General features: G+C 50.3%; 10 protein-coding genes and 1 tRNA gene. 6 read left to right on the top strand and 5 right to left on the bottom strand.

Features of this window, described 5'->3' with window-relative positions; all coding sequences use genetic code 11:
* Positions 1-1,590: a microcin C ABC transporter ATP-binding protein YejF gene (gene yejF / locus ACJHYD_RS01965; RefSeq protein ID WP_000194914.1), complete on the top strand. Its 1,590-nt coding sequence runs from the start codon at positions 1-3 to the stop codon at positions 1,588-1,590.
* A 3-nt stretch (positions 1,591-1,593) separates the two neighbouring features.
* Here the strand turns inward: yejF and ACJHYD_RS01960 are convergent, their stop codons facing one another.
* The 3 genes from ACJHYD_RS01960 to rsuA form a co-directional block, all read right to left on the bottom strand.
* Positions 1,594-1,938, bottom strand: a complete 345-nt coding sequence (locus ACJHYD_RS01960; protein ID WP_000202798.1) for a YejG family protein — start codon at positions 1,936-1,938, stop codon at positions 1,594-1,596.
* A 332-nt stretch (positions 1,939-2,270) separates the two neighbouring features.
* Entirely contained in the window at positions 2,271-3,461 is a 1,191-nt protein-coding gene (gene bcr, locus ACJHYD_RS01955; RefSeq protein WP_000213361.1) for a multidrug efflux MFS transporter Bcr, read from the bottom strand.
* Positions 3,462-3,488: 27 nt separating this feature from the next.
* The gene (rsuA, locus tag ACJHYD_RS01950) at positions 3,489-4,184 is read right to left on the bottom strand and encodes a 16S rRNA pseudouridine(516) synthase RsuA (protein ID WP_001234850.1); all 696 of its coding nucleotides are present in this window, start codon (positions 4,182-4,184) and stop codon (positions 3,489-3,491) included.
* A 149-nt stretch (positions 4,185-4,333) separates the two neighbouring features.
* Between rsuA and ACJHYD_RS01945 the strand changes: the two genes are divergently transcribed.
* The gene (locus tag ACJHYD_RS01945) at positions 4,334-6,094 is read left to right on the top strand and encodes a DEAD/DEAH box helicase (RefSeq protein WP_000578079.1); all 1,761 of its coding nucleotides are present in this window, start codon (positions 4,334-4,336) and stop codon (positions 6,092-6,094) included.
* Positions 6,095-6,218: 124 nt separating this feature from the next.
* On the top strand, positions 6,219-6,503 hold the full coding sequence (gene rplY / locus ACJHYD_RS01940) for a 50S ribosomal protein L25 (RefSeq protein WP_000494186.1): 285 nt from the start codon (positions 6,219-6,221) through the stop codon (positions 6,501-6,503).
* A 138-nt stretch (positions 6,504-6,641) separates the two neighbouring features.
* Here rplY and yejK read toward each other — a convergent pair whose 3' ends face one another.
* Positions 6,642-7,649 (bottom strand): nucleoid-associated protein YejK, encoded by a 1,008-nt coding sequence (gene yejK, locus ACJHYD_RS01935; RefSeq protein ID WP_000050789.1) that lies wholly within the window; start codon positions 7,647-7,649, stop codon positions 6,642-6,644.
* Between the two features lie 181 nt (positions 7,650-7,830).
* Here yejK and ACJHYD_RS01930 point away from each other — a divergent pair, with 181 nt between their 5' ends.
* The 3 genes from ACJHYD_RS01930 (at position 7,831) to ACJHYD_RS01920 (ending at position 9,989) form a co-directional block, all read left to right on the top strand.
* A complete protein-coding gene (locus tag ACJHYD_RS01930; protein ID WP_001135667.1) occupies positions 7,831-8,058 on the top strand; it encodes a YejL family protein in 228 nt (75 codons plus the stop codon).
* A 19-nt stretch (positions 8,059-8,077) separates the two neighbouring features.
* Positions 8,078-9,838, top strand: coding sequence for an LPS biosynthesis-modulating metalloenzyme YejM (gene yejM, locus ACJHYD_RS01925; RefSeq protein WP_000256206.1), 1,761 nt, complete (start codon positions 8,078-8,080; stop codon positions 9,836-9,838).
* A 74-nt stretch (positions 9,839-9,912) separates the two neighbouring features.
* A tRNA-Pro gene (locus tag ACJHYD_RS01920) sits at positions 9,913-9,989 on the top strand.
* Between the two features lie 101 nt (positions 9,990-10,090).
* Here ACJHYD_RS01920 and yejO read toward each other — a convergent pair.
* Positions 10,091-12,682: an autotransporter YejO gene (gene yejO / locus ACJHYD_RS01915; RefSeq protein ID WP_001551371.1), complete on the bottom strand. Its 2,592-nt coding sequence runs from the start codon at positions 12,680-12,682 to the stop codon at positions 10,091-10,093.
* Positions 12,683-12,741: the final 59 nt, after the last annotated feature.

Here is a 12,741-nt window from a genome sequence, read left to right as displayed (position 1 = left end):
ATGACGCAAACTCTGTTAGCGATTGAAAATTTGTCGGTGGGTTTTCGCCATCAGCAAACCGTACGTACAGTAGTCAATGATGTTTCACTTCAGATTGAGGCTGGCGAAACGCTGGCGCTGGTGGGTGAGTCAGGTTCAGGCAAAAGCGTTACCGCGCTGTCAATTTTACGCCTGCTCCCTTCCCCGCCGGTTGAATATCTCTCCGGCGATATTCGTTTTCATGGCGAATCGCTGCTTCATGCCAGCGATCAAACGTTGCGCGGTGTACGCGGTAATAAGATCGCCATGATTTTTCAGGAGCCGATGGTGTCATTAAATCCATTGCATACCCTGGAAAAACAGCTTTATGAAGTGCTTTCACTCCACCGCGGGATGCGTCGGGAAGCGGCTCGTGGCGAAATTCTTAACTGCCTTGATCGCGTCGGTATCCGCCAGGCGGCAAAACGGCTGACAGATTATCCGCATCAGCTCTCCGGCGGCGAACGCCAGCGGGTGATGATTGCGATGGCGCTGTTAACGCGACCTGAATTATTAATTGCCGATGAACCAACCACCGCACTGGACGTCTCTGTTCAGGCGCAAATTTTACAGCTGTTGCGCGAACTGCAAGGCGAGCTGAATATGGGTATGCTGTTTATTACTCATAACCTCAGCATTGTCAGAAAACTGGCCCATCGCGTGGCGGTAATGCAAAACGGTCGCTGTGTCGAGCAAAATAACGCCGCTACGCTATTTGCCTCACCCACTCATCCTTACACACAAAAGCTACTCAACAGTGAACCGTCAGGCGACCCGGTACCATTGCCAGAACCTGCCTCAACGTTGCTGGATGTTGAACAGCTTCAGGTTGCCTTCCCCATTCGCAAAGGGATTTTGAAGCGCATTGTGGATCATAATGTGGTGGTGAAAAACATCAGTTTTACGCTACGAGCGGGTGAAACACTGGGTTTAGTAGGCGAGTCAGGTTCCGGGAAAAGCACGACGGGACTGGCGCTGCTGCGACTGATTAACTCTCAGGGCAGCATTATCTTTGACGGTCAGCCACTGCAAAATTTAAATCGTCGCCAGCTGTTACCTATTCGTCATCGCATTCAGGTGGTATTTCAGGATCCAAACTCCTCGCTCAACCCACGACTCAACGTTTTGCAGATTATTGAGGAAGGCTTACGGGTTCACCAGCCGACGCTTTCTGCCGCACAACGCGAACAACAAGTGATAGCCGTGATGCATGAAGTGGGATTAGATCCTGAAACACGCCACCGTTATCCGGCGGAGTTCTCTGGTGGTCAGCGGCAACGTATTGCGATTGCCAGGGCGTTAATTCTTAAGCCCTCGCTGATCATTCTTGATGAACCAACATCATCGCTCGACAAAACGGTACAGGCGCAAATATTGACGCTATTGAAATCATTGCAACAAAAGCATCAACTGGCCTATTTGTTTATCAGTCACGATTTGCACGTTGTCCGCGCGTTATGTCATCAGGTTATCGTACTGCGACAAGGGGAAGTAGTGGAACAAGGACCGTGCGCGCGCGTGTTTGCCGCACCGCAGCAGGAGTATACGCGTCAGCTACTGGCGTTGAGCTGACGCTTAAAAAGGATTGTAGTTTGAGAAGGGTTCGGCAATTGCCACACCAAAATTTTTCAATCGGCATGTTGCAGCAAACTCGTCCTGGCGATTTACAAACAGGCACGGCTCACCTTCACACTCCAGTACCGAACATGGAACTTCGATGTCGCTTAACGCCTGGCTGAGTTTGTACATCACCGACCATGCATTATCACCATCCGGGCTAAGCAATTTAAGCGCCACCAGGCTGTTGTCACCGCACGGTCCATTTTGCGGAATCGGTTCAACCTTCGAACCTGCGAAACCAGCAGACCAGCGATAGTTCTGCGGCAGTCGATGGACGATTGAGAGTTGTAATGAAGTCACTTATTTTCCCCGGAAGCACATTTACTTCACAATTTGTTTACATCAATTTTAACACATCATCAACAATCCGTCTTTATACAGATCGTAAAGATTGATGCCTCGCCAGCGTGGCCTCTATGGCTCTGATTTAAATAATATCTGCGGGCGTGGTCACGTTTGCGGGGCTATATGTACCCGTTTCTGCGATCTAACTCAACCTTTTTAACTACAATGATGTGACTTTTTACATAAATTGATTTTACATAAAATAAACATATATCGGGGGAATGATGGATTTGTGGTTGACATGCATCAACAAAGGAAGCCTTTTAGCTTCCTCGTTGTGCAATAGATCACCGTTTTTTCGGCCGACTGGCGTACAGACAGAAGAGAATGGAGCTGGTTGCGCAGAATGCAATTGACCAAATCATCGGCCATGCAGAGTTAAAGGTCGCAAGAGAAAGTAATGCGCCAACAATTGCCCCTATGCCGAAACGGAAGGTTCCTGCCAGCGAAGATGCCGTTCCCGCCATATGGGGAAACTCATCAAGAATGACCGCCATCGCATTAGATGACACCATCGACACGCAGCCCACAAACGCCGCAACGCCAACCACCAGCGACCAGAATCCCAGCCCCAGCAGCGCACTGATGACCATCCACGCCGCCATAATAAACTGTATCCACAACCCCGAGCGGAACATATTTAACGCGCCAATTCGGCGGACGAAGCGGCTGTTAAAGATAGTCATCACGAACAGGAAAACAATGTTTAGCGCAAAGTAATAACCAAAGTTTTCCGGCGCGACGTGGTTAATTTCAATGTAGACAAACGGTCCGGCGCTTAAGAACGAGAACATCCCGGCAAAGCTGAAACCACTGGCAAGCATATAACTCAGGACACGCTTATGACGGAACAGCGCCGCAAAGTTACCAATAGTGGTACGAATGTGAAATGGCTGACGACGCTCTGGCGGCAACGTTTCTTTAATCAGGAAGAAAATCATTGCCGAAGCCAGAATCGCCGCTAATGCCAGGATCCAGAAGATGTAATGCCAGCTCAGCCACACCAGCACCCAACCGCCGACAATCGGTGCCATCAACGGTGCAATAGTGGTCACCAGCATGACAAACGACATCATCCGCGAGAACTCTTCTTTCGGGTAAATATCGCGCATCAGGGCATTAATGACCACGCTGGCCGCAGCCGCAGCCAGCCCGTGGAAGAAACGCATCACAATCAGCTGATCGATGGTGTTTGCCAACGCACACGCCACCGCGGCGGCGGCAAACACCAGCGTACCGCCAAGAACCACCGGCTTACGCCCGAAGCTGTCTGCCATCGGCCCGTAGATTAACTGCCCCAACGCAAAGCCCAGAATATAAGTACTGAGGGTCATCTGCGTACTGCCTGCCGGTACGCCAAACTGCGCTGAAATTACCGGTAGCGCGGGCAGATACATATCAATCGACAGCGGCATCAACATGGCCAGCAGGCCAAGGATAAAAACAATAGCAAACGACGAATGCTGTCGGGTGGTCACAACGGGCTCCTGAAAGTCATTGAAAAGTTAGACGACGCTGGCAATTTCTTCTTCAGTTAACGGACGATATTCACCGGGAGCTAAATCAGCATCCAGCGTAATGCCGCCAATACGTTCACGATGCAGCTCAACCACATGGTTACCCACGGCGGCGAACATACGTTTCACCTGATGATAACGCCCTTCGCTGATGGTCAAACGAACCTGCGTTGGGGTAATCACTTCCAGCACCGCCGGCTTAGTGAGATCTTTTTCGTTATGCAGCTGCACGCCTTTAGCAAATTGCTCTGCCGTATCGTCAGCTACGGGTGATTCCAGCGTCACCAGATAGGTCTTCTCGCAATGATGGCGCGGAGAAGTAATGCGGTGCGACCACTGACCATCATCTGTCATTAGTACCAGACCGGTGGTATCGATATCCAGACGCCCTGCAGCGTGCAGTTTCCACGCTACCGGTTCATCAAGAAAATAGAGCACCGTTGGGTGATCCGGGTCGTCCGTGGAGCAAACATAGCCCTGAGGTTTATTGAGCATGAAGTAACGTGGACCGTGTTGCTGCGCCAGCGGGTTGCCATCGTAAGCGACATCATGTTCAGGGAGCAGTTTGAACGCTGCATTACGGACGATTTCGCCATCGACGGTGACACGATTGCCGCGGATTTCACGCCCGGCAATAGCACGGCTAACGCCGAGTTGCTGTGCGATAAATTTATCAAGTCGCATGTGTGTGATTTTGCCTGTAAAAAACGGAGGTCGGGTAATGACCCGAAAATCTGAACTGTTGTCTGCCCAGTATAGCGGTCTAATAACTTCCCTCAAGGGAAAAAGATCCGTGGCATACTATTAGCAGAATAATCTACCTACGCGAGACCATGATTTTTACACTCCGCCCATATCAGCAAGAAGCCGTGGATGCCACGCTCAACCATTTTCGTCGTCATAAAACCCCTGCCGTTATCGTGCTGCCCACCGGTGCAGGTAAAAGCCTGGTGATAGCGGAACTGGCGCGGCTGGCGCGTGGTCGCGTGCTGGTGCTGGCACACGTTAAAGAACTGGTGGCGCAAAACCATGCAAAATATCAGGCGCTGGGGCTGGAAGCCGATATTTTTGCCGCCGGGCTAAAGCGCAAAGAGAGCCACGGTAAAGTGGTATTTGGCAGCGTGCAGTCGGTCGCCCGTAATCTTGATGCCTTTCAGGGTGAATTTTCGCTGTTGATTGTCGATGAATGTCACCGTATTGGTGACGATGAAGAGAGCCAGTATCAGCAAATCCTCACTCACCTGACAAAAGTGAATCCCCACTTACGCCTGCTGGGGCTGACTGCCACGCCTTTTCGATTGGGCAAAGGCTGGATCTACCAGTTCCATTATCACGGCATGGTACGCGGCGATGAGAAAGCCCTTTTCCGTGACTGCATTTATGAGCTGCCGCTGCGTTATATGATTAAACACGGCTATCTGACGCCGCCAGAACGACTGGATATGCCAGTAGTGCAATACGATTTCAGCCGCTTGCAGGCACAGAGTAACGGGCTTTTCAGCGAAGCCGATCTCAACCGCGAGCTGAAAAAACAGCAACGTATTACCCCGCACATCATCAGCCAGATTATGGAGTTCGCCGAAAAGCGTAAAGGAGTGATGATTTTCGCCGCCACCGTTGAACACGCCAAGGAGATAGTGGGACTGCTGCCTGCCGAAGATGCAGCACTGATTACTGGCGACACACCCGGCGCTGAGCGCGATGTGTTAATTGAAGATTTTAAAGCCCAGCGTTTTCGCTATCTGGTCAACGTCGCGGTACTGACCACTGGATTTGACGCCCCGCACGTCGATCTTATTGCTATTCTGCGCCCTACCGAATCGGTGAGTCTTTACCAACAAATTGTCGGGCGCGGTCTGCGTCTCGCTCCAGGCAAGACTGATTGCTTAATTCTTGATTATGCGGGTAACCCTCACGATCTCTACGCGCCGGAAGTTGGTACACCGAAAGGCAAAAGTGACAACGTTCCGGTACAGGTTTTCTGCCCTGCCTGCGGTTTTGCCAACACCTTTTGGGGGAAAACGACCGCCGACGGGACATTGATTGAACACTTTGGTCGCCGCTGTCAGGGATGGTTTGAAGATGACGACGGTCATCGAGAACAGTGTGATTTCCGTTTCCGTTTTAAAAATTGCCCGCAATGTAACGCGGAAAACGATATTGCCGCCCGCCGCTGCCGCGAATGTGACACCGTACTGGTTGATCCGGATGATATGTTAAAAGCGGCGCTACGACTGAAAGACGCGCTGGTATTACGCTGTAGCGGCATGTCTTTGCAGCATGGGCACGACGAGAAAGGCGAATGGTTGAAAATCACCTATTACGATGAAGACGGCGCGGATGTGAGTGAGCGTTTCCGTCTGCAAACGCCCGCTCAGCGTACCGCCTTCGAGCAGCTTTTTATCCGCCCGCATACGCGCACACCGGGCATCCCTCTGCGCTGGATCACCGCCGCTGATATCCTCGCCCAGCAAGCATTACTGCGACACCCGGATTTTGTCGTCGCCCGCATGAAAGGTCAGTACTGGCAAGTGCGTGAAAAAGTGTTCGATTACGAAGGTCGTTTTCGTCGGGCGCACGAATTACGCGGTTAATGGTAGTTTTGATTGATGTATAAGGCGATTGAGTATAGAATCTCGCCCGCTTTTGCATACGCAAAGCAGATCACTTACCTGTTGCTGGGTCGCCTGTAGCAGGATTAATTTAAGAGAGAAAGAAATGTTTACTATCAACGCAGAAGTACGTAAAGAGCAGGGTAAGGGTGCGAGCCGCCGCCTGCGTGCCGCTAACAAGTTCCCGGCAATCATCTACGGTGGCAAAGAAGCGCCGCTGGCTGTCGAACTGGATCACGACAAAGTCATGAACATGCAAGTTAAAGCTGAATTCTATAGCGAAGTTCTGACCATCGTTGTTGACGGTAAAGAAATCAAAGTTAAAGCTCAGGACGTACAGCGTCACCCGTACAAACCGAAGCTGCTGCACATCGACTTCGTTCGCGCTTAATTGCTGAATAAGTTGTAAAAAACCCCGCTCCGGCGGGGTTTTTTGTATCTGCAGAATATGCCTGATTACGGTATTGCTATTTTTTGCAGGCCAGATAAGGCGTTCACGCCGCATCTGGCATTCAGAACACAAAACCGATTAATTGCCGCCAGACGTCCGGCGCTGCAATTGATCGCGCAAATTCGGCGGCGTGCCTTTAATGGTCAGGGTATCGGTTGCTGGATCCCAGAAGATGCGTTCACCTAACAGCATCGCATCAAAGTTAATAGTCAAGCCACCGCCGCTACCGGCAAACTTCGTCAACTGACGCAGTGTGCTACGGTCTGCCGGGAAGCTCTCTTCCAGTTCGTAGCCTTTTTCAGCCGCAAACTCCGTGAAGCTCACTTCGCTGACGCCTGCCAGCTCTTTCGACAGCGATTCCAGTTCAATCTCTTCGCCTGCCTGCAGCTGCTCATTACAGTAGCTATAAACCTGCTGGCGCACGTTCTGTCGCTCTGCTTTATCCAGTTGTGCTTCGGCAGTGAAATCATCAACCGCTTGCAACAGCCCACGGTTTTGCGCTTTCGCGTTTAACCCTTCGCTGGCCCCGAGGAAATCCATAAAGAAATCCGCCACTTTGCGCCCTACTCGCCCTTTCAGGAAAGTGAGATAGCGGGTCGACTCTGGATTGGTTTCCCACTCGGTTAAATCGATACGCGCAACAATATCCGCATGATTGATATCAAGATAATGGGTTGGGTTGATGTCGAGATTTTCGTTAACACGCATACTGCTCAGGTTGCTCAGAACTGCCACCAGCAGATACTCCACCGCCAGATAGCGATAGTGGCAAAACAGCACGAATCCACCGTCAGCAAAAGGATATTTCGCTAATTCGTCACGCAGGCGACCGGTTGCCGCGCGGCTAAATGCCAGAAAGTCCTCTTCGCCCTGACGCTGTAAGCGCAGTGTCTGCGCCAGTTCACTCTCTTCGCTAAACAAGCCGTAAGCTTTATTTTTGGCGCTATAGACCCGATGCAGTTCTGCCACCATCTCAACGACGGTTTCTGTCGGTTCCAGCAATGAATCGCGCAACACCAGCTCAAGGTTCTGCTCATCACGCTTGATAAGCTGGTGCAGAGCAATCTGGTTGATATCCAGACTCATGATAAACTCTCCTTTAAGACCGGGCGGTATTCAACCACCGCCGGTTAAGCGACGCAATAAAAGATGGCGGTCATTTTACAGAAGGCGGCGTAACGAGAATGATTTAACGCATAAAAAAGCAGAAAAAAAACCGTTGCTACGGTAATATGTTGCCCTTTCATCAACTAACTGATTTCGATTTATGCCACAAATTTCCCGCTACAGTGATGAACAGGTTGAACAATTGCTCGCAGAGCTGCTCAACGTACTGGAAAAACATAAGGCTCCGACCGACCTTTCCCTGATGGTGTTAGGCAACATGGTCACTAACCTTATCAACACCAGCATTGCCCCGGCCCAACGCCAGGCAATTGCCAACTCTTTTGCCCGCGCCTTACAGTCCTCTATCAACGAAGACAAAGCGCACTAAGGGAAACAGATAACAGGTTATGGTAACTCATCGTCAGCGCTACCGTGAAAAAGTCTCCCAGATGGTCAGTTGGGGGCACTGGTTTGCACTGTTCAATATTCTGCTTTCGCTCGTCATTGGCAGCCGTTACCTGTTTATCGCCGACTGGCCGACAACGCTTGCTGGTCGCATTTATTCCTACGTAAGCATTATCGGCCATTTCAGCTTCCTGGTGTTCGCCACCTACTTGCTGATCCTCTTCCCGCTGACCTTTATCGTCGGCTCCCAGAGGCTGATGAGGTTTTTGTCCGTCATTCTGGCAACGGCGGGAATGACGCTATTACTGATCGATAGCGAAGTCTTTACTCGTTTCCATCTCCATCTTAATCCCATCGTCTGGCAGCTGGTTATCAACCCTGACGAAAATGAGATGGCGCGCGACTGGCAGCTGATGTTCATCAGCGTGCCGGTTATTTTATTGCTTGAACTGGTGTTTGCGACGTGGAGCTGGCAAAAGCTGCGAAGCCTGACGCGTCGTCGACGCTTCGCGCGCCCGCTGGCCGCATTCTTATTTATCGCCTTTATCGCCTCGCATGTGGTTTATATCTGGGCCGATGCCAACTTCTATCGCCCGATCACCATGCAGCGCGCTAACCTACCGCTTTCGTACCCGATGACGGCGCGACGTTTTCTTGAGAAGCATGGTCTGCTTGATGCGCAGGAGTATCAACGCCGTCTCATTGAGCAAGGTAATCCAGACGCCGTTTCCGTTCAGTATCCGTTAAGCGAACTGCGCTATCGCGATATGGGCACCGGGCAGAATGTGCTGTTGATTACTGTCGATGGCCTGAACTACTCACGCTTCGAGAAGCAGATGCCTGCGCTGGCAGGTTTTGCTGAGCAAAATATTTCGTTCACGCGCCATATGAGCTCCGGCAACACTACAGACAACGGCATCTTTGGCCTGTTCTATGGCATCTCGCCGAGCTATATGGACGGTATTCTGTCGACCCGTACGCCTGCGGCATTAATTACTGCGCTTAATCAGCAAGGCTATCAGCTGGGGTTATTCTCATCAGATGGCTTTACCAGCCCGCTGTATCGCCAGGCATTGTTGTCAGATTTCTCGATGCCGAGCGTACGCACCCAATCCGACGAGCAGACCGCCACGCAGTGGATCAACTGGCTGGGCCGCTACGCACAAGAAGATAACCGCTGGTTCTCGTGGGTTTCTTTCAATGGCACTAACATTGACGACAGCAATCAGCAGGCATTTGCACGGAAATATAGCCGGGCGGCAAGCAATGTCGATGACCAGATCAACCGCGTGCTCAATGCACTACGCGATTCTGGCAAACTGGACAATACGGTGGTGATTATCACTGCCGGTCGGGGTATTCCGCTGAGCGAAGAGGAAGAAACCTTTGACTGGTCCCACGGTCATCTGCAGGTACCATTAGTGATTCACTGGCCAGGTACGCCGGCGCAGCGTATTAATGCTCTGACTGATCATACCGATCTGATGACGACGCTGATGCAACGCCTGCTACATGTCAGCACACCTGCCAGCGAATATTCGCAAGGTCAGGATTTGTTCAACCCTCAACGCCGTCATTACTGGGTTACCGCCGCGGATAACGATACGCTGGCAATTACCACCCCGAAAAAGACGCTGGTGCTGAACAATAACGGTAAATACCGTACTTACAACTTACGTGGTGAAAGAGTGAAAGATGAAAAACCACAGTTAAGTTTGTTATTGCAAGTACTGACAGACGAGAAGCGTTTTATCGCTAACTGATTAATTATAAATCAGTTAGCGAAATATCTTACTTGCAATCGGTGTGGAAAACGGTAGTATTAGCAGCCACGAGTCGGCACGTAGCGCAGCCTGGTAGCGCACCGTCATGGGGTGTCGGGGGTCGGAGGTTCAAATCCTCTCGTGCCGACCAAAAATCCCAAAAAAAACCAACCTTTACGGTTGGTTTTTTTATATCTGCATTTAATTCGATAAACAGACCGCGACACATCACGGCCTGTTTATTTTCTGTTATCAGAACGACCAGACCACACCCGCCTGAGTATTCCACGGTGATTCTACCCCTGCGCCATTGCCATAGCTGACAGACAAATGACCGCTTAACGTCGGGGTAAACGATGACCTTATCCCAGCCTGATAAACGCCACTGGTTCCAGCCACATCATTATTAAATTTGCCATCGTCATTAACTTTCACCTGGTTAGAATCGGCGTATTCCTGACGTACGGCGGCTTTCAGCCAGGGTTCCAGCGTCGTACCGTTTTGCAGGTCCATGTGATAGCTTACCGCCGTTCCCGCTTCAGCCCGTAATATGCGGGTATTTCCCACATCCGCGCTCATGCCGTTTGATAACGTGTAGTCCTGACCATCTGTGGTAAAGCCGGTAAAGGCCAGATAGGGTCTAACACTCCACAATCCGTCAACCCAACGGAACCCGCTCTCGACATGAGCACCCGCGCCGTTACTATTGTAATCGCCAAACGCTGTTGCTCCATTACTCATCTTGCCATGGATGGTGTTGGCAAAACGGTCAACTTTCACCACTCCATCAACATAGGCACCGTTCTGATGCTCCCAACCGGCATAAGCCCCCAGGGTGTAGCTATCGATATTACCTTTGCCGCCGCGATCAAAACCAATATCAGAATGAGAGTAACCAAAGAACAAGCCGCGAATTGTGCTGCTTTCTTCACGGGAGAAACGGCTATCGATACCGAGCGTCAGGCCCGTCAATGTTTGCTCAAAGCCAGCTCCCGCATCAGTGGTCACGTTGTTGCGGGTGTTAATTGCCGAACTCCACATCGCCGTATCGTAACTAACGCCTTTTACGCTACCAAGACGCTCACGCACGGTGTACAGTTCTGCATCAAATACCAGCGGTTGTGCTGCTGCCATGTTCAGCACATCAGTGGTTGAAGGGGTAATTTGCGCGCGATTCTCTGCCAGACTCCAGCTATGGTTGCCATTATCCAGCAAGGTATATTCATACGTACCGATATCAACAACGCCTCCGGCATTGCCCAACGTAAATGCAGCATCACCGCCGCCCGTTGTTACCAGTGTAAGGCTATCACCTGCTGCCGGGCTGGCCCCTGTGTCCGTCACAAATATTTTGAAATCACCTGTTGCCTGACCGGTCACGTTGAGCTGATCGCTCTGATGATTAGCCATATCAGTACGCATATAAAAATTGCCGTTTCCCGATAGGGTATTGGTGGTCAACGTAGTGAAATTTTCCGCACTTGCCGTCACAGATGAACGAGTCACTGGCTCAGCCATCATAATCACATTTGCGCCAGACATCGCAAGGTTGGCTAAGTTGAGGCGAGTGTTTTGGTTCGTCGTAGTGATATCGGCAATGATGGTCCATGCGCTATTTTCGAGCGAAACATCCGCTTTGCTGGTATCCACGGCACCATGCGTTCTAAAAGAAGCGCCCTCAGAAACCACTACCTTACCCACCAACATAGCGGGTGCATAATTTATTTGCGGCTTCATGACCTCAAGAATGCCATCATTCCCTCTGACTGAAACGTTAACCATTGTGCCAGCCCAGACATTAGCGCGGCCATTGTTGATAACCATATTTTCAGAGATGGCTTTAGAGGAATACGTTATACTTCCATTCTGATCTGATCGACCGAGATCATATACCGCATTTGCCTGCACTCTCGTACCAGTATCCTTTCCCAGCGATTGCATAGTGGCATGCTCATCAAGGATAGTGTCAATGGCCTGCGTGTCCTCCATAACAATAAGCCCGGAACCATCATCCAGCTCATAATTTTTTGACACACCATCTTTTATACTAAATTGGCCTTTACTGTTTGTACCACTCACTTCCAGCGCATTCGTTGAGACAATTAATTTTCCGCCTGCTTTTTTATCAACGCCAGTTGCAGTCCCGCCATCCATAACCTCCAGTAAGCCGCCACTATCCACAGTGGTATTATAAGCGAAGTCATTTTCTTCAACTCGCAAACTTCCGCCGTTTTCCAACAGCATATTATTAGCAATACCATCCTTGATATCGAACTGACCGAGACGGTTTGTTCCGAATACCTCCATGGCCCGGGTGGTTGTTTTAATCGCACCGCCTGCTTTCTGATCTACCGCAAATGCTAATCCTCCCTCTTTAACCTCCAGTAATCCTCCCTTTTCGATAGCGGCAAAGACGGTAATCCCATCTTTTTCAATAATTAAGCGCCCGCCTTTAATCGTAGGTTCATTCGCTGCGCCATAAACCTGTAGCACACCATTATTGAGGGTAGTCTGGTTTGCCGCACCACCCATTTGAACAATTTGATAACCATCATTTAATACTGAGTATTCTGCGGTGCCATTCATTTCAATGTACTGATACCCGCCGTTAATTTCAGTATTACTACTTATACCAAATTCTTTAATATGCTGTTCTCCGCCAGGATTGATTTTCGTATTATTGGCGGTCCCATAAACCAGCTGGATATCTTTTTCCAGGACAACACCATCAACTGTCTCACCATACTCAACTGTTGATGCCAATGCTATGGGTGAATATAACGCTGTAGCCACCAGAACAGATATTGCGGAACGACAAAGAGAAACAGAACCAGATTGATGCATTGAGCTTTCATCCTATGAAATTAATTGCTGTTAAAAGCATTGGGTAGAGAAAATACCCA

The sequence above is a fragment of the Escherichia sp. WS1368 genome (assembly GCF_046487485.1).
In the GTDB taxonomy this organism is placed as follows: domain Bacteria; phylum Pseudomonadota; class Gammaproteobacteria; order Enterobacterales; family Enterobacteriaceae; genus Escherichia; species Escherichia coli.
Note: the sequence above shows the minus strand (reverse complement) of the source record. Positions and strands in the feature narration are given on the sequence as shown.

Excerpts from the sequence above, each read along its gene's own strand:
- yejF (WP_000194914.1), top strand. The coding sequence starts at position 1 with ATGACGCAAACTCTGTTAGCGATTGAAAATTTGTCGGTGGGTTTTCGC.
- rsuA (WP_001234850.1), bottom strand. The coding sequence starts at position 4,184 with ATGCGACTTGATAAATTTATCGCACAGCAACTCGGCGTTAGCCGTGCT.
- ACJHYD_RS01945 (WP_000578079.1), top strand. The coding sequence starts at position 4,334 with ATGATTTTTACACTCCGCCCATATCAGCAAGAAGCCGTGGATGCCACG.
- rplY (WP_000494186.1), top strand. The coding sequence starts at position 6,219 with ATGTTTACTATCAACGCAGAAGTACGTAAAGAGCAGGGTAAGGGTGCG.
- yejK (WP_000050789.1), bottom strand. The coding sequence starts at position 7,649 with ATGAGTCTGGATATCAACCAGATTGCTCTGCACCAGCTTATCAAGCGT.
- ACJHYD_RS01930 (WP_001135667.1), top strand. The coding sequence starts at position 7,831 with ATGCCACAAATTTCCCGCTACAGTGATGAACAGGTTGAACAATTGCTC.
- yejM (WP_000256206.1), top strand. The coding sequence starts at position 8,078 with ATGGTAACTCATCGTCAGCGCTACCGTGAAAAAGTCTCCCAGATGGTC.
- yejO (WP_001551371.1), bottom strand. The coding sequence starts at position 12,682 with ATGCATCAATCTGGTTCTGTTTCTCTTTGTCGTTCCGCAATATCTGTT.